The following is a 23,977-nucleotide window of genomic DNA, read 5'->3' as shown; positions in this document are numbered from 1 at the left end:
AACGCCTGGCTATCGCATGACGTAGCTAAAAGCTGTCACCGGGAATGCGCACGGCGCCTTCCATCAGTACCCGAGCGCTGCGACTCATTATCGCCTTTTCAATATGCCAACGCCCTTCCACCAGATTGGCTTCCGCGCCCACCCGCAGGCTGCCGGAAGGATGCCCAAACGTGACCGCGCTACGCTTCTCACCACCGTATTTTTCATCACCAGGCTTTTCACCACTCGCTGCCAGATTGACAAGCGTCCCTTCAATGGCCGCAGCTGCCGCAATGGCCACCGCGGCGGTTCCCATCATGGCATGATGCAACTTGCCCATGGAGAGCGCGCGCACCAGTAGATCAATATCCGATCCACGCACCTCACGACCACTAGACGCCGTGTAATCAGCCGGGGGTGCTACAAAAGCCACTTTGGGCGTATGTTGACGGCTGGCAGCCTCATCAATATGGCTGACCAGCCCCATCCGCAAAGCGCCGTGAGCGCGAATGGCTTCAAACATGGCAAGCGCCTTGATGTCGCTATTGATGGCATCCTGAAGCTCAGTACCGGTGTAACCTATATCAGCGGCATTAACGAACACCGTGGGAATACCTGCATTGATCAGAGTAGCCTTGAGCCTGCCCACTCCCGGCACATCAAGCTCGTCAATAAGATTCCCGGTCGGGAAAATCGCGCCTTCGCCGTCGGCTGGGTCCATAAAGGCAACCGGAATCTCGGCGGCGGGAAAGGTGACACCATCAAGCTCAAAATCTCCGGTTTCCTGCACGAGCCCATTGACGATAGGCACTTGGGAGACAATGGTTTTCTGAATATTCATCTGCCAGATGCGTACCTCGACCACACCATTTTCCGGGATACGTGCCGAGTCAACGAGACCATTGGCAATTGCAAAGGGGCCCACTGCGGCAGAGAGGTTGCCACAGTTGCCACTCCAGTCCACATAGGGCTTGTCGATGGCGACCTGGCCAAACAGATAGTCCACGTCATGCTCCGCTGACGCGCTTTTCGATAGAATCACCGCCTTGCTGGTGCTTGAGGTCGCGCCCCCCATACCATCAATCTGCTTTTCGTAAGGGTCAGGACTACCGATTACGCGCAACAGAAGTTGATCTCGCTCAGCGCCCGGCTGCTGGGCAGCGTCAGGTAAATCGCTGAGCTTAAAAAACACGCCCTTACTGGTACCGCCGCGCATATAGGTCGCCGGGATTTTTATTTGCGGCGCGCGGTTAGCTTGCGCTGAGTGGGTCATTCGGTTTACTCCAATAGGCCGCGTGATCTAGGCTGCCGATGATTCGAGAAAATCCTGAGCGAAGCGCTGCAACACACCACCAGCCGTATAAATGGAGACTTCTTCGGCGGTATCCAGGCGGCACTTCATCACCACGCGCTCGTTGTCACCATTTCGGCGGTGAATTATCAGAGTGAGCATCGCACCTGGCGAAACGGCACCTTCCACGTCAAAGGTTTCGGTTCCATCCAAGGCGAGCGTCATGCGCGTAGTGCCCGGCTCAAACTCCAGCGGCATCACGCCCATACCTATCAAGTTAGTTCGGTGGATACGTTCAAAGCCTTCAGCAGCAATCGCTTCCACTCCAGCCAATGCCACGCCTTTGGCCGCCCAATCCCGGGATGAACCCTGGCCGTAATCGGCGCCTGCGATAATGATCAGTGGCTGCTTGCGTGCCATATAGGTTTCGATGGCTTCCCACATGCGCATCACCTCGCCCTCGGGCTCTACCCGGGCCAGCGACCCCTGCTTCACTACCCCGTTAGCGTCGCGGACCATTTCATTGAACAGCTTCGGGTTGGCAAACGTAGCGCGCTGCGCGGTGAGGTGATCGCCACGGTGCGTCGCATAGGAGTTGAAGTCCTCTTCCGGCAGGCCCATCTTGGCAAGATACTCGCCCGCGGCGCTGCTGCGCTGAATAGCGTTGGAAGGTGATAGATGGTCGGTAGTGATATTGTCCGGCAGAATGGCCAGCGGCCGCATGCCCTTGAGCGTGCGCTCCTTGGCCATCGTGCCCTCCCAATACGGTGGGCGGCGGATATAGGTGCTCTGAGGCCGCCAGTCGTACAGCGGGCTTACCTGGGTACCCGCGCTCTTGTCCAGGTCGAACATGGGAATGTAAGTCTGGCGGAACTGCTCGGGCTTCACCGCGGTTTTCACGATGGCGTCAATCTCCTCATCGGCGGGCCAAATATCCTTCAGGGTGACCGGGTTACCCGCCTGATCGACACCCAGCACGTCCTTTTCGATATCAAAACGAATCGTGCCGGCAATGGCGTAGGCGACCACCAGCGGCGGCGAGGCCAGAAAGGCCTGCTGGGCATTGGGGTGGATTCGCCCATCAAAGTTGCGGTTACCCGAAAGCACGGCGGTGGCGTAAAGGTCGCGCTGGGTAATCTCCTGCTCGATTTTCGGGTCCAGTGCTCCCGACATGCCGTTGCAAGTCGTGCAGGCGTAAGCCACCACACCAAAACCGAGGTTTTCAAGCTCGCTCATAAGCCCAGCTTCTTCCAGATACATCTTGACGGTTTTGGAACCTGGCGCCAGCGACGACTTCACCCAAGGCTTGCGGATAAGCCCCAAGCGGTTGGCGTTGCGAGCAATCAACCCGGCGGCCACCATATTGCGTGGATTGGATGTGTTGGTGCAGCTGGTAATGGCAGCAATAATCACCGCGCCGTCGGGAATTCTGCCGGAAAGCTCCTCCTCGCGCGCCGCATCAAGCCCCACCGCGATACCGCGAGCGACAAGCTCCGATGTCGGCAGATGCGCATGGGGATTGGAAGGCCCGGCAAGAGTGCGAGTCACCGACGAGAGATCAAAGGTCAGTACACGCTCGTAGTCCACCTCGGTCAAGCTATCCGCCCAAAGGCCGGTATGCTTGGCGTAGGTTTCGACCAGCGCCACCTGATCATCCTCACGTCCGGTGAGTTTCAGGTAATCGATGGTTTGGCCGTCGATATAGAACATCGCCGCCGTGGCGCCGTATTCGGGCGTCATGTTGGAAATGGTAGCCCGATCGCCGATCGTCAGCGCATCAGCCCCTTCGCCGTAAAATTCCAGGTAGGCGCCTACGACGCGCTCTTTGCGCAGAAACTCGGTAATGGCCAGCACCATATCCGTGCCGGTAATGCCCGGCTGTAGCTTGCCAGTCAGCTCGACCCCAACGATATCCGGCAAGCGCATCATGGAAGCGCGACCCAGCATCACGCTTTCCGCCTCAAGGCCGCCCACCCCCACCGAGAGCACACCTAGGGCATCCACCATCGGCGTGTGGCTATCGGTGCCCACACAGGTATCCGGGTAGGCAATGCCGTCACGGTTTTGCACCACCGGCGACATCTTTTCCAGATTGATCTGGTGCATGATGCCGTTGCCGGGCGGAATTACATCGACATTCTCAAACGCCGTCTTGGTCCAGTTGATAAAGTGAAAGCGGTCATCATTGCGACGATCTTCAATGGCACGGTTTTTCTCAAAGGCCCCCTCTTCAAAACCGGGGTGCTCCACGGCAAGCGAATGATCAACAATCAGCTGGGTAGGCACCACAGGGTTGACCTTTGCAGGGTCGCCGCCCTTTTCGGCAATCGCATCACGCAGCCCGGCCAGATCCACCAGTGCGGTCTGACCCAAGATGTCGTGGCACACGACCCGCGCCGGGTACCAAGGAAAATCCAGGTCACTCCTGCGTTCAATGAGCTGCGTTAAGGCAGCGGTGAGCAGCTCAGGATCGCAGCGGCGTACCAGCTGTTCAGCCAGGACACGCGAGGTATAAGGTAGCCGTGCATAAGCACCAGGCGTTATATCTTCCACTGCCTCGCGAGCATCAAAGAATTCAAGCTCGGTGCCAGGCAGTGGTTTACGGTAGTGGGTATTCATAGCGGATGCCTTCTATGTAATAACGCGTTGCAAGGCTATTACCAAGCGGAACAAAGTCGGGATACCGGCAGCCGTGACTGACGGGGAATGCCGTTAGCTGCGCGCCTCAATCGGCACCCACTCGCTCTTCTCGGGACCAATGTAGTCCGCACTGGGGCGAATAATGCGATTGTTGGCGCGCTGTTCAAACACATGGGCCGCCCAGCCGGTTAACCGCGACATGACGAAAATCGGTGTGAACAGTTTGGTAGGAATATCCATGAAGTGATACGCGCTTGCGTGGAAGAAATCCGCGTTGCAGAACAATTTCTTCTCACGCCACATGACCTCTTCGACACGCTCGGAAACCGGATAGAGCACGCTGTCGCCGACATCTTCAGAGAGTTTCTTTGACCACTGCTTGATGATCTCGTTGCGTGGGTCAGACTCACGGTAGATGGCGTGCCCAAAGCCCATAATTTTATCCTTGCGCTCCAGCATGCCCATGATCTGGCTTTCCGCTTCTTCCGGCGATTTCCAATTCTCGATCATCGCCATGGCGGCTTCATTAGCGCCGCCATGCAGCGGGCCGCGCAGCGACCCAATCGCCCCGGTCACGCAGGAGTGCATGTCAGAAAGCGTTGAAGCACACACCCGCGCAGTGAAGGTGGAAGCGTTAAATTCGTGCTCGGCGTAAAGAATCAGCGATACGTTCATTACCTGTGCATGCAGTTCAGATGCCGGTTCGCCGCGCAACATATTGAGGAAGTGACCACCTATCGTGCTATCGTCGGTTTGGGTATCAATACGCACGCCATCGTGAGAAAAGCGATACCAGTAGCAAATGATCGAAGGCAAAACGGCCAGCAGCCGGTCGGCAACATCCTTCTGCTGATCAAAATTCTCCTCGGTTTCAAGATTGCCCAACATTGAGGTACCAGTACGCATCACGTCCATCGGATGCGCATCTTTAGGAATCTGCTCAAGCACTGTTTTTAGCGCATCGGGCAGACCGCGCAGGCTTTTCAGCTTGTTGATGTAGTGGTCAAGCTCGGCCTGATTGGGCAACTTACCCTTTAACAACAGGTACGCGACCTCTTCAAATTTGGCTTTCTCAGCCAGCTCCTTGATATCAAAGCCCCGGTAGGTCAGGCCGGAGCCTGTTTTACCTACCGTACACAGCGCGGTGGAACCGGCGCTCTGGCCACGTAGTCCTGCACCTGCAACGGGTTTGTCGGCCATGGGATTACTCCTTTCATTACTTTTATTTTTAGGTAGCTTTAATCATAAGCGGGCGTCTGGCTTACTGGTCGTCACCTTTTTCAGCAAACAGCACGTCCAGCTTCTGCTCGAAGTCGTGGTAGTTCAAAAAATCGTAGAGGTCATCACGGGTCTGCATTAGCGGCACCACGTCTTTCTGGTGGCCGTTATCTAGAATGCTTTGATAGACCTGAAGTGCTGCGGCATTCATGGCGCGAAACGCTGAGAGCGGATACAGCACCATGCGGCAACCGACATCACCAAGCTCTGACTGGGTAAATAGTGGCGTTGCGCCAAACTCGGTGATGTTGGCCAGAATCGGCGCGTTAACCCGCTCGGAAAAAGCCCGGTAATCGTCCAACGTATGGACAGCTTCAGCAAAAATAGCGTCAGCGCCCGCTTCCACACAGGCATTGGCGCGCTCAATGGCCGCATCCAGGCCCTCTTTTTGAAACGCATCGGTGCGGGCAATCAGGTAGAAATCGGGGTCCATGCGGGCATCCGCTGCTGCCTTGATGCGATCGACCATTTCTTGTTGAGAGACAATCGCCTTGTTGGGGCGATGACCGCAGCGCTTCTGGGCGACCTGATCTTCCATATGCACCGCAGCCACGCCTGCACGCTGCATCTCTTTCACCGTGCGGGCAATATTGAAGGCGCCGCCCCAACCGGTATCAATATCCACCAGCAGAGGCAGTTCAGTCGCGCCGCAGATACGGTGGGCATCTTCAACGACGTCGTTCATCGTCGTCATGCCCAGATCCGGTAAGCCGAACGAGGCGTTGGCCACCCCACCACCCGACAGATAAATAGCCTGATGGCCCACCCGCTCGGCCATGAGCGCGGTATATGCATTGATCGTGCCTAGAATGGGCAACGGGCGATTGGCGTCCAACGCGGCTCTGAAACGGGCACCGGGGCTGAGTGATGGCATGGGGATTGACTCCTGACAGATAAATAGCCGGCCGCTTTACTCGGCCTGCGCTGAAGACTGCTGTGTGAGAATGGCCGCGTAGCGGTCTGCGACGTTGGCGCGCGATGCGCTGACATGGCGGCGCATCAGAAGCTCGGCAAGCTCCGCATCACCCGCCTCAATGGCATCGACAATACGGTGGTGCTCAACAAAGGCGCGCTGCGGGCGCGTACCGCTGGCACTGAACTGAGTGCGATAAAGGCGTACCAGGTAGTAAAGGTCGTTGCACAAAAGGCTCATCAGCATCTTGTTGTGGCTGCCCTGAACGATACGGTAGTGAAAGTCGAGATCCCCTTCGCGCTGGTAATAGGCCTCGCCGCGCTGCAGATCAGCCTGACTTTCATGCAGGGCCAATACATCCCGCAAGCCCTGAATTTCCTCGGTGGACATATGCTCGGCGGCAAGCCTGGCCGCCATGCTTTCCAACGCTTCACGCACGTCAAACAGCTCAATCAGTTCTTTCATTGAGAGCTTGACCACTCGAGCGCCCACATGGGGCACGCGCTCGATCAGTCGGTGAGACTCCAGCCGGCGCATGGCCTCGCGCAGCGGTCCGCGGGAAATACCGTAGGTCTTGGAAAGCCCCGGCTCGGTAATTTTGCTGCCCGGCGCCAATACGCCGCGTACAATATCGCTTTGCAGCTGATGAAATACCCGCTCGGCGAGCGTACGCACTTCAGGTGTCGCCATTTCAAGCGGCGAATCAGCGGAGTGAGGTGAAAATACGGGTAAGCTCATGGCAAATTGTCGACAATTAAAAAAGTAGTGAAACTTTAGCCCCGCAAGTTTGAACCGTCAACCCTGTTATATAGCGGTTTTATGCATCTTTCGTTGTAGACAAAAAGTCTATCCATACAAACACTGTCAACAATCTCTTGTAAAGCGTGAGAAGTGCGTCAATCACGCTACTGGCGCCCCTGCTCAACGCTCTCTAAGATAAGCGGCCCTTTCACCGGCTAGGCGTTTGCTCCATGACCACGGCATTGTCGATCTCTACTCTGCCCTACTCTTCTGATCCGTTAGATTTGTTTACTAAGCTTCGCCAACGCCCTGGCGCCGTATTGCTGGATAGCGGCCGCCCTGTCGCCAACGGCCGCTTTGATATTATGAGCAGCGACCCGCTGGCCACGCTTGAAGTCGATGCCGACGGGAATCCCGGGCTGGTTTCGACGCAGCCCGATTTCCCGCCTTTACCGCCTGGTGATACCTTTATCCAGCAACAGTGGCTGCTTGAACAGCTCCCCCATCAGCATGTTGAGGATAGTGAGCTTCCCTTTATGGGCGGCTTGATCGGCTATTGGGGCTATGATCTCGGCCGCCAGCGTCTGACAGATACCCATCAGCCTGACGTCACTCAGCTCCCCCAGGCACGCCTGTGCCTCTACGACTGGTGCATCACCCTTGATCATGTGGCTGGCAAGGCATGGCTGGTAGCCACCGAGCAGTGCCGCGAGCAGGTTTTGAAGTGGCTTGCGACACCGACTAAACCCGCAGCATTCAAACTGACCGAGGCGTTTGAAGGAGAGCTTGAGCGCCGTGATTATGCCGAGCGTTTTGCAGCCGTTCAGCGCTATATAAAAGCCGGCGATTGCTATCAGATCAACCTCGCCCAACGCTTTTCAGCAGCCTATGAAGGCGATGAATGGCAAGCCTATTTACGCTTGCGAAAAGCCACGCCTACGCCCTTTTCAGGGTTCATGGCCTGGGGAGATCAGGCCGTACTGTCTCTTTCGCCGGAACGTTTTATCCAAAGCCGCAATGGCGCGGTGGAAACACGCCCGATCAAAGGGACAAGGCCCAGGGGCGCCACGCCAGAGGAGGACCTTGCTCTGGCCGATCAGTTACTTAACAGCACCAAAGATCGGGCGGAAAACGTAATGATTGTTGACCTTCTGCGCAACGATCTGGGTCGCGTATGCCGGCCCGGAACGATTAATGTCCCTCAGCTCTGTCAGTTGGAAAGCTACCCTAACGTTCATCATCTGGTGAGCGTGGTACAGGGCCAGCTAACCCCTGACACTTCACCCTTGGCATTATTGGCTGCGGCGTTTCCTGGTGGCTCGATCACCGGCGCCCCTAAAATTCGCGCAATGCAGATCATCGCCGAGTTGGAACCCTGCCAGCGCAGCGTTTATTGCGGAAGCTTAGGATACGTTGATGTACGCGGCAGCATGGATACTTCCATCACTATTCGCACCTTCGTGGCAAGTAGAGGCAGGCTGCATGTATGGGGCGGCGGCGGGCTGGTGGCTGACTCGACACTAGACGAAGAGTACGTCGAGACGCAGGACAAAATTCGCCACCTTATTAAAGCATTGGAATAAGCAAGTCAGCATTTAAATCAAAAAGGAATATAAAAGCCAAACCAAACGGTATTGGGGCACTGCAGGTGCAGTTTGGTAGCCTAGTCGTATGGTTTATTAACATGACAAGGAGGCAACATGTCCTCATCGCTTGATGAAATCAATCGCGACCTAGGCAATAACCCCCAGGCGTTAGTCGAGTGGGCGTTGACGCAGGGCGAGCGCCCTATTTGTACCACCAACTTTCGGCCCTTTGAAGCGGTCATCCTGCACATGGTGACCCAGGTGCACCCGGGTATGCCGATTGTATGGATGGATAGCGGTTACAATACCGAGGCAACCTATCAATTCGCCGATGAAGTGATCAAGCAGCTTAACCTGAACATCGTAAGCTTCGTGCCCCGGCGCACGCGCGCCCACCGCGAAGCGTTGGAAGGCCCCATGCCCGGTATCGACAACCCACGCCATGCGGCGTTTACCCAGGAGGTCAAGATTGAACCGTTCGAGCGCGCTTTAAGCGAAATGCGCCCCGATATCTGGTTTACGGCACTGCGGGCGGAAGACACCCCTGAGCGCGCTAAAATGCAGCCCGTTAGCCGTAATAACGATGGTCTGGTGAAAGTGGCACCGCTGCTTCACTGGAGCGCTAAGGATATGTACCAGTACCTGCAGGCGCACGGTTTGCCCAATAATTTCGACTACTTTGACCCCACCAAGGTAGAAGAAAAACGTGAATGCGGTCTGCATTTGCAGCACTAGAAACCGTTTGTTCGCGTTACCGTCTACTCACCAATCCATTCTTGATCGTTTTATCGCCAGCATGCTACCTACACGGCTGGCGATAAGATGGGGTAACGCCAGCTTTTCGTCGGAATCAATGATTAGGCAGTTCTACACCGTCAAACAGAGTTTGCTCGAAGCGCGGGCCAGCGGTCAGAGCCTCATCAACAAGATCGCGCGTTAGATGGGGCGCAAACCGAGTCAGGAAGTCGTACATATACCCACGCATGAAAGTGCCTCGCCGAATCCCGATCTTGGTCGTTGAACTTGCAAACAGATGGCTTGCCTCCAAAGCGACCAGATCCTCATCCAGCGCTGGATCAACCGCCATATGAGCAACGATCCCCACCCCCATTCCCAGACGCACATAGGTTTTAATCACGTCAGCATCGGCGGCGGTCAGAACCACATTAGGCGTCAGGCCTTCTGCCTTGAATGCGTCATCAAGCTGCGAGCGGCCGGTAAAGCCAAACACATATGTCACCAGCGGATGTTCCGCCAGGGCCGGCAGTGTTAAAGGCCCATCCAGCGCGGCTAACGGATGATCCTTGGGGACGAGCACACAACGGTTCCAGCGATAGCAAGGTAACAGTACCAGATCCGTAAACAGCTCCAGCGATTCAGTCGCAATGGCAAAATCTGCCTGACCATCGCTTACCATCTGGGCGATCTGCTTGGGCGTTCCCTGCTGCATGTGCAGGGCAACTTCCGGATACTTTAGGGTAAATTCACTAATTATAGGCGGTAGCGCATAGCGCGCCTGCGTATGAGTGGTGGCAATCGACAGGCTACCCCGCCGCTCATCGCTATGCTCTTGGGCTACCTGTTTGATATTTTCAGTGAGCTTGAGCACCTGACCGGCCAGTTCAATAATCGATTGGCCGGCAGGAGTGACGCGTGTCAGATGTTTTCCGCTTCGCGCGAAAATCTCCACCCCCAGCTCGTCCTCCAACAGCCGTATCTGCTTTGAAATACCGGGCTGCGAGGTAAACAGGCTTTGGGCGGTTGCCGACACATTAAGGTTATGTCGGTTAACTTCCCAAATATAGCGAAGTTGTTGCAGCTTCATATCGTCACCTCATCATCTATACTCATAGCAGGCTGGCGGTCTCCTCACGCCAGGCTAACTATTCTTCACCGATTGTAAAGCACCATTTAGAATAAAAAAATGCCTTGTAATTCACTTATATTATAAAAAAATAGACCTTTTAGCATCTATTAATTTTTTCTATCAACCAACAAATCAACCATCGGTATTTGCCAGCAAACGCCACGCCCGCTAACATCTGCCGACTTGGTGTAATATAAGTGCGCTAGTTACCGCGTAATGACCGTTGCTCCATTTGAGGCAACGAAACTGTAAGAGCAACGCAAACGGGAGAAGCAAATGGCTAATAATGTTGATGTTACCAATGCCAATTTTGAGCAAGAAGTCCTCAATGCCGAACAGCCTGTCCTGCTGAAGTTTTGGGCACCCTGGTGTGGCCCGTGTAAAGTCATGGCCCCTGTTGTTGATGAAGTAGCTGCCGAGCGCGGCGATAACCTGAAGGTGGTTAGCGTAAACGTGGATGACGCACCGGAAATTGCCGCTGAGCAAGGCGTACGCGGTGTACCTACCGTTATGCTGTTCAAGTCAGGTACCAAGGTCGCTTCACTGGTTGGCGCTCAATCCAAGTCTCAATTGACCCAATTCATCGATCAAAACGCTTGATGAATACGACAACCGCCGGCAGAGCCGGCGGTTGTCGCCTGTCTAGTTATCCTCTTCCTTAAAACGCTCAGTCTGGTCTTCATTTTTACGCTTCCATGGCGCACGCCCGGCATCTCGTTTGTTTAAATAGCGGCCAGTGCGGTGCTTTCCCGGGCCTAGAAAATGAGCAATCCAGCGCGTTTGCGGGTGGCTATCCAGCGCAATCTTGAGCGTCATGGTCAATACCACCGATAACAGCATCCCGGCGGCACCAAAGATCCAACCCCATACCACCAGGGACAAAAAAGCCACAAACGTGGAAAGCCCCAGCGCCTGCCCCATTACCCGCGGTTCAATCAGATTGCCCAGTACAAAGTTGATGGCCAGATAGGCTGAAGCCAATAGCAGCGCCTGAAACACGCCTCCATCCTGAGCCACCAGCAATAGCAATACGGGGGGGATAGCTGCCAGGGCTGAGCCAATATTGGGGATAAAATTAAGACCAAAGGCCAACACCCCCCACAGCAGCGGAAAATCCACGCCCACAATAACGCAAGAGAGCCAGATCAATCCCCCGGTCGCCAGACTGATGACCGTTTTAACAGCCAGGTAGCGTTTTAAGGTTAAACTGAATTCGCTAAATCGCTTTAAGCTGGGCGCCGGGTTTTCCAAGGCACGCGAAACCTTCTGGCGAAAATTAAGCGTTTCAAACAGCATGAAGATGACCAGCAATCCCACAATGATGCTTTGCATCACCAGGTTGCCAATCTCCCCCAGCAGAGTCGCGACCCAGGAAGAGCCCTCCTCATCCATTTCAAAGGCGGCGCTAAGCTCATCAGGGTCAACGGCAAAACCATGCATAGCTAGCGTATTGAGTAAATCCCAGTAGTGTTCGTACAGCCGCTCCTGAATGTCCGGTAGCGCTGCTACAAAAGTACTGAAGCTATTAACCACCAGAACACCGATCAACGATAAAAAGACCAGTAAAAAAACCAGCGTAAACAGAGCCGATGTCCGCATGCTCAAGCCACAGCGATGCAGCCACTGCACGGGAGCCGTACAGACCACAGCGATAAATACCGCCAGCAAAAGAGGCACAAGAAGATCCGCGCCAGCCTTCATTCCCGCTACGATAATCACCAAGGCCGCGAGCGCCAAGGTAGAATTCAAGGGAATACTTCGATAATCCTCGTCCGACAGTTTTGCCATAGCCCCATCCTTCGCCAGTTATCGGTACATAATGGCTGCAATATACACATTGCACAAACCGTGCAAGCAATAAGCAACTGTTTTACGTCGCCTCTTTGGTAATGAACTTTCCTTTACGTGGCTATTCCAAGCAACGTCTACACTGGTTGACGCACGTCTTCATTTACCAAGGAAATCCTCTATGAGCTCAACACCAGCACGCTTACCGCGCTTTCGTTATGGCATATTGAGTGGCGCTCTGTTGGCGCTTCTCAGCACTCCGCTTGCCTTTGCGGCACCGCCTACCCCGCCAAGCCTGAGTGTTCAGGCTCAGTCTTGGGTGGAGGTCGAGCCAGACCAGGCCACGCTGACCGCTCGCCTGTGGGAAAACACGCCAGCGGTATCATCGCTGGAAGACACCGACAGCCAAGCGCTGGGTGAGGCGCGTGAGCGTCTTGAAAACCGTGCCAGCGAGCTTATTGAGGCCATCGAGGCTCTGGGTATAGAACGCCGCGCCATCAATGCAGGCTCTTTAAACGTATACCCTGACCATGTCCCTGCACCACGCAGTGAAAATGGTGACCAGGAGATGATGCAGCGCACCCGCCTTGAGCACCCATTCAGCGTTGAGCTGACCAACCTTGATCAATTAGGCGATGTGCTAAACGCCCTTATCGGGGTCGGCGTGAATGCTTTGGATGGCGTGCAGTTTGATTTACAGGACAGAGATGCGGCAACGGATGAAGCACTGGTGAAAGCACTAGAGAAGGCGCGCCATAAGGCCAACCTCATGGCAAGCACTCTGGAAGCCGAGCTGGGTCACGTCCAGCGTATTGAAGAGACTCAGTCGCCTATTTTCCAGCCCCGCATGATGGCTATGCGCGCTGAAAGCGATGCAGCAGGTAACGGTGCACAGAGCGATTACAGCCCCGGCACCATTCGTATTGATGCCGGGGTTAACATCGAATGGACCCTTAAAGGGCCAGACGCTCCAGACCACCAAGATAGGGACGTAGCGGCGCAGGAATAACCACCGAGCCATCCGCCTGCTGGTGGTTTTCCATCACTGCCAGCAGGCAACGGCCTACAGCCAGGCCAGAACCGTTCAAGGTATGAAGAAGCTGTGGCTTCTTTAATTCTGGATGACGGTAACGAGCCTGCATGCGCCGCGCCTGAAAATCTTCACAATTGGAGACGGAAGAGATTTCCCGGTAGGTATCCTGGCTTGGCAGCCAGACTTCCAGATCGTAGGTTTTCGCCGCGCCAAAACCCATATCGCCTGTACACAGCGTGACCACACGGTATGGCAGCTCTAACGCTTGCAAGATTGCTTCGGCATGGCCACGCATCTCATCAAGCGCTGCATAGCTCTTCTCAGGCTCCACGATCTGAACCATTTCTACTTTGTCGAACTGATGCTGGCGAATCATGCCGCGAGTATCGCGCCCGTGCGAACCCGCCTCGCTACGAAAACAGGGCGTATGCGCAGTCAGCTTCATGGGCAGCGCGGCCAGGTCGACAATTTCATCGCGGACGAAATTGGTTAGCGGTACTTCTGAGGTGGGAATCAGGTGATACTCACGCTCATCATTGAGCTTGAACAGATCTTCGCCAAATTTTGGCAGCTGGCCTGTGCCCATTAGCGAATCGCGGTTCACCATATATGGGACATAGCACTCTTCATAGCCATGCTGCTCGGTTTGGGTATCCAGCATAAACTGTGCAAGTGCGCGATGCAGGCGAGCAATCGGGCCACGCATGACGGCAAAACGTGCGCCGGTAAGCTTGGTCGCAAGCTCAAAATCCAGATAACCTGAGCGCTTGCCCAGATCAACGTGATCAAGCACGTCAAAATCAAACTCGCGGGGCGTTCCCCAGCGGTGCAGTTCAACATTGTCGTCTTCGTTTTTACCTTCCGGCACGCTCTCATGAGGCAAGTTGGGTATACCGCTAATCGCGTCATCCCATGCTTCCTGCACCTCGGCCAGCTCGCGCTTGGCGCTATCCAAGCGGTCGCCCAGATCGCTAACGGTATCCAGCAGCGGCTGAATATCCTCTCCACTGGCTTTGGCCTTGCCAATGGCTTTGGAGCGCGAATTGCGCTCACTCTGCAGCTGCTCGGTCTGCGTTTGCAAGTCACGGCGGCGCGACTCCAGCACCTGAAGCCCCTCTTTATCCAGTACAAAGCCGCGACGCGCCAGTTGTTGCGCTAGCGCGTCCAGATCACCGCGCAGCAGTTTCGGATCGAGCATGAGTTATTCCTTGGCCTGAATTCAGTTAAACACGGCGCCAAGCGCCAGTCTCAAAGGCGTCTATTGTAGGCAAAAGCACGCCGTGGGGCCATGGGGTTAGCACCACGGGCTCCTCTGCGGCTTCACCAAAAGGTGATAAAGTGCGCGCCGAGTTGTAATCCAAGGTTTCTTTTTCGCTTAATCAGCATGACAAGGAGGATATGCCCGTGAGCACATCACAAGGCGCATTCGGATGGTGGCGTCGTATTGCGTTATGGAAAAAAATTCTTGCCGGCTTGGCGCTAGGCATACTAGTCGGGGCTTTGCTGAGTGAGAATGCCAGCATATTCAGGCCGCTGGGCGATATTTTCATCAATGCGATCATGATGCTGATTGTGCCGCTGGTGTTTTCAACACTGGTGGTGGGAATTACCTCTATGCGCGACCCGCAAAAAATGGGCCGCATTGGCGCACGCACCATTGGCCTTTATCTGCTGACCACCGCCTTTGCGATCAGTATTGGTCTGCTGCTTTCCACGCTGCTACAACCCGGCGCCGGTGTTGATATAAGCTTTGACGGCAGTGTCGATGCAAACGAGGCGCCTACGCTTGCGTCTATCTTGATTAACTTGGTGCCGCGCAACCCGATTGATGCGCTCGCCAACGGCAATATCCTGCAGATTATCGTGTTCGCAATTGGCCTGGGCATTTCGCTTACTCTGGTGGGCGAGAAAGGCGAGCCGCTGGTTATTGTTTTCGACAGCTTTGCCGAAGCGATGTACAAGCTTACCGGTATCGTAATGGCGTTTGCGCCCTTTGGGGTGTTTGGCCTGATGGCGCATGTTTCCGGCCAATACGGCCTGGAAATACTTCTGCCGCTCGCCAAGCTGATTGGCGTGGTGTATCTCGCCTGCACGCTGCACGTGTTGGTGGTTTACTCAGGTTTTATCAGCCTTTTGGGGCGGCTTAACCCGATGCGTTATCTACAGGGCAGCTTGGATGCCATGATGATTGCGTTCTCGTCCGCCTCATCGGCCGGCTCACTACCGGTATCAATTCGCTGTGCACAGAAGAATCTGGGCGTTTCCGAAGGGGTATCGAGCTTTGTGTTGCCGGTCGGAGCTACCATCAATATGGATGGCACAGCCCTTTACCAAGGGGTAGTAGTGCTATTTATCGCCCAAATGCTGGGCGTTGAGCTGACGCTGGTCGACTACGGCATGATCGTGGCAACCGGTACACTGGCCTCTATTGGCACTGCCGGCGTACCTGGCGCGGGGCTTATTATGCTGTCGATCGTCATGGCGCAGATTGGCCTGCCCCTAGAGGCCATCGCAGTCGTCGCTGGGATTGACCGGATTCTGGATATGGCGCGCACCAGCGTAAACGTAGCGGGTGATATCATGGTGACCACGCTGGTGGGTAAAAGCGAAGGTGAATTGAACCTGGATATTTATAACGCCGACAACAAGGCGTAAGCGACACCCAATGCCAACATGCCTTGAAGTAGCTCACGCTTCAGGGCATTTACGATCATAAAGGAGCGCCCAATGACCGACCGCCTTGAGCAGGTAATCAACGCACTCGACCACCTTCACGGCGAAGACCCGCAGCACGTTGATATGGACGGAGAGCCGATCGCAGCTGAACTTTTATATGCCCAACGCATGAGCAACTGGCTTGCCACGCTCAACCCGTCACCTAGCGAGTGCCTGCAAATCGCCGTTTGCGCCCAGCATCTACAGCGCTGGCAAGTACCCCGCGATGCGTACCCAGAAGGTCGTGTGGGCTACCTGACCTGGCGGCGCGACCAGGGGATTCGTGCGGGCGATACCGCCGCCCAACTGATGCGCGAAGCAGGCTACACTGATGAAGACATCCAGCGGGTGGCCACACTGATCAATAAGAAAGGCTTGGGCCGGGACCCGGACGTGCAGGCACTGGAAGACTGCGCCTGCTTGGTATTTCTGGAAAACTATTTTGCCGATTTCTCGCGTAAGGTCGAACACGACCATATGTTGCAAATTATTCAAAAAACCTGGCGCAAGATGTCACCTCAAGCCCACGAACTGGCGCTTACCCTGCCGATGTCAGCAGACTCAGCCTCCCTGGTCAAAGAAGCCCTAAGCTAAGCAGGTGGGCACAAGGTGCAGCTAAGCAGGCGCTGAGGTAAAGTAGCGCTCTTTCTTTTGACGCCCCGGCAATGATGGCCTGAACAAATATGATTGCATCCCTGGACTCGCGTACCTCCCCCTTTGAACGCTTGGGCTCCCCTTACCTGCGCTTTCTGGAAGCCCTGAAAGCACGCGGCTTCGAGGGCGAGATTGCCCCGGATTACGCCCAGCGCACGGTGCTGGCCACCGATAACTCGATCTATCAGCGCCTGCCCCAGGCTGCGGTGTTTCCCCGCCATGCAGAAGATCTGGAGCGTTTGACCAAACTGGCTGCCGAGACCCCCTACCGCGACGTGGTGTTAACCCCACGTGGCGGCGGCACCGGCACCAATGGCCAGTCGCTGACCGACGGGATCGTGGTGGATGTTTCGCGGCACATGAACCAGATTCTGGACATCGACGTTGAAAACCGCCGGGTGCGGGTTCAGGCCGGTGTAGTCAAGGATCAACTCAACGCAGCGCTCAAACCTCACGGCCTCTTTTTTGCCCCTGAGCTATCCACCTCCAACCGGGCCACGCTTGGGGGAATGATCTCGACCGATGCCAGCGGCCAGGGTAGCTGCGCTTACGGTAAAACCCGTGACCACGTGCTGGAGCTGGATACCGTGCTGCTGGGCGGTCAGCACCTGCATAGCCGCGCGCTAACGCCAGACGAAGAGCAGGCGGCGCGCCAGCAGGAAGGCCGACTTGGCCACGTTCATACGGCAGCCGCCGACATTATTGACCACCAGCGTGAACTGATTGAGGCAACCTTCCCGCCACTGAACCGCTGCCTGACCGGCTACGATCTGGCCCACCTACGTGATGAGGCGGGCCGACTTAACCTTAATAGCTTGCTATGCGGCTCGGAAGGTTCACTCGGTTTTTTAAGCGAAGCCGTGCTCAATGTCCTGCCGATCCCCAAGCACGCCACCCTGGTCAACGTGCGCTACACAAGCTTTATGGACGCGCTGCGCGATGCCAAAGCGCTGATGGGAGACGCTTCGGATACTCAGACGCTGCAGCCCATCTCAATCGAGACCATCGACGACACGGTGCTCACGCTTGCCATGGCGGACTTTGTCTGGGACAGCGTGGCGGACTTTTTCCCGCAGGGCGAAACGCCCATTCGCGGCATCAACCTGATCGAATTCAACGACGACGACCCTGCCGTGTTGGCCGAGCGGGTTGCCGCTTTTACCCGCCACCTGGCCCAGGATACGACCGTCGCCCGGCTGGGCTACACCCTGGCCGAGGGCCGCGAGCAGATCACCAGCGTCTATGCCATGCGCAAGCGCTCGGTGGGTTTGCTGGGTAACGTGCAGGGCGAAAAGCGCCCACTGCCGTTTGTTGAAGATACCGCCGTCCCCCCTGAGCATCTGGCCGACTTTATTGCCGAGTTCCGCGCGGCGCTGGATGCCCGCGGGCTTGCCTACGGCATGTTTGGCCATGTGGATGCCGGTGTGCTTCACGTTCGCCCGGCGCTGGATATGAAAGACCCTGTGCAAGAGGGCCTGATACGGGAAATCTCCGATGAAGTGGCCGCGCTGACGCAAAAATATGGCGGTCTGTTATGGGGAGAGCACGGCAAGGGCGTGCGTTCCGAATACGCGCCCAAGTTCTTTGGCGCGCTGTACCCTAGCCTGCGGCGGGTAAAAGCCGCCTTTGACCCGTATAACCAGCTCAATCCTGGCAAGATCGCCTCGCCGGCGGATAACGGCGAGCTAATCGCGAAAGATAGCGATCCTGATCTACTCACCATCGATGGCGTGCCCATGCGCGGTCAGTTGGACCGCACCATTGATGAGCGCGCCTGGCAGGCCTATGACGCAGCGGTCTACTGCAACGGCAACGGTGCTTGCTACAACTACGATGTTGACGACCCCATGTGCCCATCGTGGAAGGCCACTCGTGATCGCATTCACTCGCCCAAAGGCCGCGCTAGCCTGATACGCGAATGGCTACGCCTACAGTCCCAGGCAGGCATTGACGTGGTGGAAGAGGCGCGTCAGAAAAAAGCCGAGCGCACCTGGGGCTTTATCAAACACTTCCCCAAACGAATCGCCAACTCATTGAGCAAGCAGCAACATCACGATTACTCGCACCAGGTGTATGACGCGATGGCAGGTTGCCTTGCGTGTAAGTCCTGCGCCGGCCAGTGCCCGATTAAGGTCAACGTGCCGCAGTTTCGCTCACAGTTTCTCGAGGTCTACCATGGGCGCTACCTTCGCCCTTTACGCGACTACGTGATTGGCGGTACAGAGTTTATGCTGCCAACGCTTGCCAAGGTGGCACCACTGTATAACGCGTTTATGGGCCAGCGCTGGGTCGAGCAGCTGATGCGCCGCAGCATAGGTATGAGCGACTCCCCGCTGCTCTCCCGTGCCAGTGTGAAAAAGCAGTTGCGCGCCTGGGGTGTGGCGGAAGCCATGCCGACCTCCCTTGCCCTGCTCACCGATGCGCAGCGCGCTCACAGCGTGATTATCGTTCAGGACGCCTTTACGACCTACTTTGAAGCCAAGCTGGTCATGGACGTTGTGGAGCTGCTCTCGCGCCTGAACCTGCGCGTGTTTGTCATGCCGTTTAGCGCCAACGGCAAACCGCTTCACGTACAGGGGTTCTTGGGCGCCTTTGAGCGCACGGCGGAAAAGCAGGCCAAGCGGCTGCGGGCGTTACAAGAGTTTGGTGTGCCCATGGTGGGTATCGACCCCGCCATGACGCTGACCTATCGCCAAGAGTACGTCAAAGCACTAGGTGCAGAGCAGGTACCCGATGTACTGATGTTGCAGGAATGGTTGATAACTCGTGCGACAACGCTAACGCATGGCTCACTAAACCTGGTCGACCCCGGATTCAAGCTGCTCTCGCACTGTACCGAAAAGACCAACGCGCCGGGCAGCCCCAAGGCGTGGCAACAGGTGTTTACCGCCTTTGGGCTAACGCTAGAACTGGTGAATACCGGCTGTTGCGGCATGTCCGGCACCTACGGCCATGAAACCCGCAACGCCGAGACCTCCAGAATCATCTACGCTCAGTCGTGGCAACCTCAGGTAGAAGCTGAAGAAAACGCGAACAGGCTGCTGGCTACCGGCTACTCCTGCCGTAGCCAGGTAAAGCGGTTTTCAGACCAGTCGCTCCCCCATCCGCTGCAGGCACTGCTTGAAGTATTACGCAGTTCCGGCAGTCAATAAGGGCCGCGATTAGAAAAAGAGCTTTTTAAGCGCCTCGCCCGGGTCGGCCTGGCGCATAAAGGCTTCGCCTACCAAAAAGCCGTTTACCTGATGGTCGCGCATCAGTTGTACATCGTCTCGGGTATGGATACCCGATTCGGTAATCACGGTAACGTCTTGTGGGATCTGTGCCAGAAGATCCACCGTGGTGTTCAGGCTGGTATCAAAGGTATGCAGGTTCCGGTTATTGATTCCCACCAGCGCCAAATCAAGTTTCAGCGCCCGGCTCAGCTCATCGGCATCATGCACTTCCACCAATACATCCATTCCCAGCTGATTGGCCTGCTGGTGCAGGTCTCGCAGCTTGGTATCATCCAGCGCGGCCACAATCAGCAGGATGCAGTCGGCACCAATGGCTCGCGCTTCACAAACCTGATAGCCGTGGGTAATAAAATCCTTGCGAATAACCGGCAGCTCACACGCATCACGTGCAGCAATCAGGTAATCTTCATGGCCTTGAAAAAAATCGGCATCGGTCAATACCGAAAGGCATGCAGCGCCGCCCTGAGCATAGCTTCTGGCAATGTCAGCGGGGTGAAACTCTTCGCGGATCAGGCCTTTGGAAGGCGAGGCTTTCTTAACTTCCGCGATCACCGCCGGCTCACCCGCCGCAATGCGTCGATCAAGCGCCTTGATAAAACCACGAGGCGCGCTCTGCTTGTCAGCAAGCGCGAGCAGGTCCGCTTCTGATACCGCCTGACGCCGCTCGGCGACCTCTTGATCCTTGCGCGCCAGAATCTGCGTTAAAATGGTAGGGGTTGCCTGTTGAGTCATAGCGGTCACTTACTCTTAAAAACGCTGGTGAAGTGCGAAAGCTCTCTGAGCTTCTCAAGCGGTAATTTAGACGCCTGGGCATCCTGGGCGATCATGACGCCTTCTTTCAAAGTATCGGCGACGCCAGCGCAGTAAAGGGCAGCGCCTGCATTCAATGCCACCATATCGGCTGCTGGCCCTTCGCCACTCAATGCCGCCTTTACCAGCCGCAGGCTGTCCTCTGCGTTGGCTGCCTTCAAGGTTGCCAGGCTTTGACGCTCAATTCCAAACTCTTCCGGCAAAACGGTGTACTGGGTAATCTCACCCTCTTTAAGTTCAGCCACACGCGTAGGCGCTGCCAAGGAGATCTCATCCAGCCCGTCTTCTGAGTGAACAACCATGACATGGCGGCTGCCCAGTTTCTTAAACACATCGGCCATCAACGGCACAAGCTCGGGCGCATAGACGCCAACCACCTGGTTAAGCGTTCCTGCCGGGTTGGTCAACGGCCCCAGGATGTTAAATAGCGTGCGCACGCCCATTTCACGGCGCGGACCAATGGCATGGCGCATCGCTGGGTGATGGTTGGGTGCAAACATGAAGCCCACCCCCACCTGCTCGATGCAGCGAGCCACCTCAACCGGTTTAAGGTCCAGATAAATACCTGCAATGTCGAAAAGATCGGCGCTGCCAGACGAGGACGATACGCTGCGGTTACCGTGCTTGGCCACATGGGCACCCGCCGCTGCCGCGACAAAGCTCGAGGCTGTGGAGACATTAAACAGATTGGCACCGTCCCCGCCGGTGCCGACGATATCGACGACGTTTTCAGCATTGAGCTCAACGCGGCGCATCAAATCACGCATTACCTGGGCGGCAGCACTAATTTCCACAGCGCTTTCACCTTTCATGGCAAGCCCCACCAGCAAACCGCCTACTTGAGCATCGGTCGCCTCACCGGTCATTATCTGGCGCATCAAGGCGTGCATAACATCGAAAGGGAGGTCTTCACGGTGTATCACCGCATTAATTGCATCTCGCATTTGCATGAGCAGAGGAGCCTCTAAAGCGTGTGAATCAGGCAATCAGCCACGTTTCAAAAAATTAGCCAATAGCTCGTGGCCTTGGCGAGTCAGTATTGATTCAGGATGAAACTGCACCCCTTCTACATCCAGAGTGCAGTGGCGTAGCCCCATGATCAAACCGGGGGTTACGTCATCGTCAGCGGTCCAGGCCGTGACCTCCAGGCAGTCAGGCAGCGTTTGCCATTCCACTACCAGAGAGTGATAACGAGTGACTTCCACAGGGTTATCCAGGCCTTCAAATACGCCCTGATCAAAGTGTACAACCAACGACGTTTTACCATGCATTACCCGGGGCGCGCGAACCACCTGCCCACCAAACACTTGGCCAATTGCCTGGTGCCCAAGGCACACGCCCAAAATGGGCAGCCTGCCTGCAAAGTGGCGAATAGCCGCCATGGAAATACCGGCTTCGTCCGGCGTGCAGGGTCCAGGGGAAATTACCAGATGCGTCGGCGATAGTGCCTCCATCTCCTGAAGGCTTATCGCATCGTTACGGTGCGTTATTACCTCCGCCCCCAGTTCTCTTAAATACTGGACAATGTTAAAGGTGAAGCTGTCGTAATTATCCAGCATCAAGACTTTTTGAGCCATAAGGTTCTGATTACCTTGACAGTTGCGGGGCAATCAATGGCGCGCCACCCAGCCCGCTTACCCAGGTAGCTCATTGCTTGCTTTTTTACTTGGTAGCAGGTGATTGTATCGCCAGGCGAGCTTAATCGCCACGTCCGCTGCGCTGTGGCCAATGTTTTTATTGGATTAACGGTTTGCTCAATGCTGCACTATCTTAAATAGGAGGTCTGTAAAACAGGAGCACAACATGGAAAAAGCAGTCATTGATGCTATTCGAGAAAAGGAGCAGTTGCCCGACAGCATGACAGACAATGAAATAGCCAAGGAATACAAGGGCACCTACACCGCTGCCAGAGCAGCTATAAGCTTGGATCACAAACCGCTTGATCAAGTGATTAATGATTCCATGGCCAAGATTTTTCCCTTTATGCGCAAGAAAAAATGATGTGCCCTTTGTTAATCCCATAGCAGCAAGTCCGTGAGCTTGCTGCTATGGCGTTGCCTACGTCTGTATTATCCTAAAGAGTTCTCATTCAGGCGTTTGGCCTCCTCCTCGGCTTCCTGACGAGTAGGATATGAGACTACAGAGGTAAAATCAGCTTCGGAGTCATCGGGACGTGTATCGATAACATGAAATTCTCCGCCGCGTTCCTGCACCTTGTAAAACTCGCTCATGTTATTGCTCCTTGGGTGAAAGAATCCCAAGGGTAGACCACATTTTTACAACCTTCCTGGTTGAGAAGCTCTCGCCGCACCTTGAAACTCACAAACGACATATCCACTGCTTATGCCGGCCTGCCTTTACATTCTCTCTCGGTGCCTTAATGTGAGCTAACTACCACGTTTTAAGTCCATCACTTACACAAACCTTATACCCTAAATAACAATAGCTTATGCTTAATTTTAAACACTCTGGAACTAGCTATTGGCTGCAGCAGTCTTTATTATCTTGAGCCTTTAAATAAGTGGAGCGTGAAATGCATAAGCGAGTGAACCGGATAAGCACGCTCTTGCTAGTTACTCTATTGAGCGCATCACCGCTGGCCAACGCTTCATCATTTAAGGTTATTGCCTCTTTTTCCGTCCTCGGGGATCTAGTTAAACGTATTGCCGGCGAGGATCTCAGTGTCAGTATGGTGGTACCGGCGGGTGCCGATGTTCATAACTGGGAGCTAACGCCGCCCAATGTGCTGGCCATCGAAGAAGCCGATATCATGTTCTATAACGGTTTCGGGCTTGAGCCATGGCTGCGCCACGTTATAGCCATGTCAGACGATTCACTTACCCTTACCTCTGTTGCCGAGAATGCGGATTTCGCCCCGCTTCCCATCACCACCGGGCAATATAAAGGCGCGACTGACCCTCACATGTGGATGGACCCGCAAGGGGCTGCTGCTTACATTGAAGTAATTGCTCAAACGCTGGCAGAGCACTACCCAGACAAGGCCGATGCATTTTATGCCCGCGCCGAGGAAGCTTATCTGGCGCTAAAGACCCTCGACCAGACAATTGACGAGCGCCTAGACGGAGTGCCCAACACCAACCGAACGCTTTTAACCAGCGAGGGCGGATTTAGCTACTTTGCCCGCGCCTATAACCTTGAGTACTCGTCCATCTGGGGACTTAATCATGAAACTCAGGGCAACGCTCTGGCAATGGCCAAAATGAGCCATCACCTGGCTGAAAAGCGCGCCCCCGCCCTGTTTTATGAAAGCACCGTTAGCTTTTTTCACGCAGATTCCCTGGCCCGCGAAACCGGTATTTCACTAGCAGGTCCCCTTTATGTGGACTCCCTTAGCCCTCAGGACGGGCCGGCTTTTAACTACCCAGCCATGCTGCGCTATAACGCCGAACTTATTCATGAAGCGCTGGGTGGCGCAAGACCTGAATAAC

The 23,977-nt window shown here is 55.4% G+C and carries 21 protein-coding genes; 9 read left to right on the top strand and 12 right to left on the bottom strand.

Annotation, left to right across the window (positions count from 1 at the left end; all coding sequences use genetic code 11):
- Positions 1-25 precede the first annotated feature (25 nt).
- The 5 genes from prpF to ELY25_RS14340 form a co-directional block, all read right to left on the bottom strand.
- On the bottom strand, positions 26-1,252 hold the full coding sequence (gene prpF, locus ELY25_RS14360; RefSeq protein ID WP_126951956.1) for a 2-methylaconitate cis-trans isomerase PrpF: 1,227 nt from the start codon (positions 1,250-1,252) through the stop codon (positions 26-28).
- Between the two features lie 27 nt (positions 1,253-1,279).
- Positions 1,280-3,889 (bottom strand): Fe/S-dependent 2-methylisocitrate dehydratase AcnD, encoded by a 2,610-nt coding sequence (gene acnD / locus ELY25_RS14355; RefSeq protein ID WP_126951955.1) that lies wholly within the window; start codon positions 3,887-3,889, stop codon positions 1,280-1,282.
- A 93-nt stretch (positions 3,890-3,982) separates the two neighbouring features.
- Positions 3,983-5,110, bottom strand: coding sequence for a bifunctional 2-methylcitrate synthase/citrate synthase (prpC, locus tag ELY25_RS14350; RefSeq protein ID WP_126951954.1), 1,128 nt, complete (start codon positions 5,108-5,110; stop codon positions 3,983-3,985).
- A gap of 61 nt (positions 5,111-5,171) precedes the next feature.
- Positions 5,172-6,062: a methylisocitrate lyase gene (gene prpB / locus ELY25_RS14345; RefSeq protein ID WP_126951953.1), complete on the bottom strand. Its 891-nt coding sequence runs from the start codon at positions 6,060-6,062 to the stop codon at positions 5,172-5,174.
- Between the two features lie 36 nt (positions 6,063-6,098).
- Entirely contained in the window at positions 6,099-6,839 is a 741-nt protein-coding gene (locus tag ELY25_RS14340; protein WP_126951952.1) for a GntR family transcriptional regulator, read from the bottom strand.
- 233 nt (positions 6,840-7,072) lie between these two features.
- On the opposite strand from ELY25_RS14340, the gene pabB reads away from it, so the two are divergent.
- The gene (gene pabB / locus ELY25_RS14335; RefSeq protein ID WP_126951951.1) at positions 7,073-8,425 is read left to right on the top strand and encodes an aminodeoxychorismate synthase component I; all 1,353 of its coding nucleotides are present in this window, start codon (positions 7,073-7,075) and stop codon (positions 8,423-8,425) included.
- Positions 8,426-8,542: 117 nt separating this feature from the next.
- Positions 8,543-9,163 (top strand): phosphoadenosine phosphosulfate reductase domain-containing protein, encoded by a 621-nt coding sequence (locus ELY25_RS14330; protein WP_126951950.1) that lies wholly within the window; start codon positions 8,543-8,545, stop codon positions 9,161-9,163.
- A gap of 115 nt (positions 9,164-9,278) precedes the next feature.
- On the opposite strand, the gene cysB is transcribed toward ELY25_RS14330, so the two are convergent.
- Positions 9,279-10,253 (bottom strand): HTH-type transcriptional regulator CysB, encoded by a 975-nt coding sequence (gene cysB / locus ELY25_RS14325; RefSeq protein ID WP_126951949.1) that lies wholly within the window; start codon positions 10,251-10,253, stop codon positions 9,279-9,281.
- A gap of 318 nt (positions 10,254-10,571) precedes the next feature.
- Here cysB and trxA point away from each other — a divergent pair, with 318 nt between their 5' ends.
- Entirely contained in the window at positions 10,572-10,895 is a 324-nt protein-coding gene (gene trxA, locus ELY25_RS14320) for a thioredoxin (RefSeq protein ID WP_016914369.1), read from the top strand.
- A gap of 42 nt (positions 10,896-10,937) precedes the next feature.
- Here the strand turns inward: trxA and ELY25_RS14315 are convergent, their stop codons facing one another.
- On the bottom strand, positions 10,938-12,083 hold the full coding sequence (locus ELY25_RS14315; RefSeq protein WP_126951948.1) for an AI-2E family transporter: 1,146 nt from the start codon (positions 12,081-12,083) through the stop codon (positions 10,938-10,940).
- A 181-nt stretch (positions 12,084-12,264) separates the two neighbouring features.
- Between ELY25_RS14315 and ELY25_RS14310 the strand changes: the two genes are divergently transcribed.
- Positions 12,265-13,092, top strand: a complete 828-nt coding sequence (locus ELY25_RS14310; protein ID WP_126951947.1) for an SIMPL domain-containing protein — start codon at positions 12,265-12,267, stop codon at positions 13,090-13,092.
- Here ELY25_RS14310 and serS read toward each other — a convergent pair.
- Entirely contained in the window at positions 13,037-14,314 is a 1,278-nt protein-coding gene (serS, locus tag ELY25_RS14305; protein WP_126951946.1) for a serine--tRNA ligase, read from the bottom strand. The two genes, ELY25_RS14310 and serS, sit on opposite strands and share 56 nt — an antisense overlap.
- Positions 14,315-14,514: 200 nt before the next feature.
- On the opposite strand from serS, the gene ELY25_RS14300 reads away from it, so the two are divergent.
- From ELY25_RS14300 to ydiJ, 3 genes are all read left to right on the top strand, one after another.
- A complete protein-coding gene (locus tag ELY25_RS14300; RefSeq protein WP_126951945.1) occupies positions 14,515-15,771 on the top strand; it encodes a dicarboxylate/amino acid:cation symporter in 1,257 nt (418 codons plus the stop codon).
- 72 nt (positions 15,772-15,843) lie between these two features.
- A complete protein-coding gene (locus ELY25_RS14295; RefSeq protein ID WP_126951944.1) occupies positions 15,844-16,425 on the top strand; it encodes a DUF4202 domain-containing protein in 582 nt (193 codons plus the stop codon).
- An 89-nt stretch (positions 16,426-16,514) separates the two neighbouring features.
- Positions 16,515-19,637, top strand: a complete 3,123-nt coding sequence (ydiJ, locus tag ELY25_RS14290; protein WP_126951943.1) for a D-2-hydroxyglutarate dehydrogenase YdiJ — start codon at positions 16,515-16,517, stop codon at positions 19,635-19,637.
- A gap of 9 nt (positions 19,638-19,646) precedes the next feature.
- Here the strand turns inward: ydiJ and trpC are convergent, their stop codons facing one another.
- Genes trpC through ELY25_RS14275 form a run of 3 tightly spaced genes read right to left on the bottom strand, consistent with a single transcriptional unit; the run spans position 19,647 to position 22,105 of the window.
- Positions 19,647-20,450, bottom strand: coding sequence for an indole-3-glycerol phosphate synthase TrpC (gene trpC, locus ELY25_RS14285; protein WP_126951942.1), 804 nt, complete (start codon positions 20,448-20,450; stop codon positions 19,647-19,649).
- 5 nt (positions 20,451-20,455) lie between these two features.
- Complete coding sequence (gene trpD / locus ELY25_RS14280; protein ID WP_126951941.1) at positions 20,456-21,478, bottom strand: anthranilate phosphoribosyltransferase; 1,023 nt, start codon at positions 21,476-21,478, stop codon at positions 20,456-20,458.
- A gap of 36 nt (positions 21,479-21,514) precedes the next feature.
- Positions 21,515-22,105 (bottom strand): anthranilate synthase component II, encoded by a 591-nt coding sequence (locus tag ELY25_RS14275; protein ID WP_126951940.1) that lies wholly within the window; start codon positions 22,103-22,105, stop codon positions 21,515-21,517.
- Between the two features lie 226 nt (positions 22,106-22,331).
- On the opposite strand from ELY25_RS14275, the gene ELY25_RS14270 reads away from it, so the two are divergent.
- The gene (locus ELY25_RS14270; protein WP_126951939.1) at positions 22,332-22,529 is read left to right on the top strand and encodes a hypothetical protein; all 198 of its coding nucleotides are present in this window, start codon (positions 22,332-22,334) and stop codon (positions 22,527-22,529) included.
- Between the two features lie 68 nt (positions 22,530-22,597).
- Here the strand turns inward: ELY25_RS14270 and ELY25_RS17835 are convergent, their stop codons facing one another.
- On the bottom strand, positions 22,598-22,759 hold the full coding sequence (locus ELY25_RS17835; protein WP_185856350.1) for a hypothetical protein: 162 nt from the start codon (positions 22,757-22,759) through the stop codon (positions 22,598-22,600).
- A gap of 302 nt (positions 22,760-23,061) precedes the next feature.
- Between ELY25_RS17835 and ELY25_RS14265 the strand changes: the two genes are divergently transcribed.
- A complete protein-coding gene (locus ELY25_RS14265; RefSeq protein WP_126951938.1) occupies positions 23,062-23,976 on the top strand; it encodes a metal ABC transporter solute-binding protein, Zn/Mn family in 915 nt (304 codons plus the stop codon).
- Position 23,977: the final 1 nt, after the last annotated feature.

The sequence above is a fragment of the Vreelandella populi genome, from assembly GCF_003989825.1.
GTDB lineage: Bacteria > Pseudomonadota > Gammaproteobacteria > Pseudomonadales > Halomonadaceae > Vreelandella > Vreelandella populi.
This window is presented reverse-complemented; position numbering and strand designations above follow the sequence as displayed.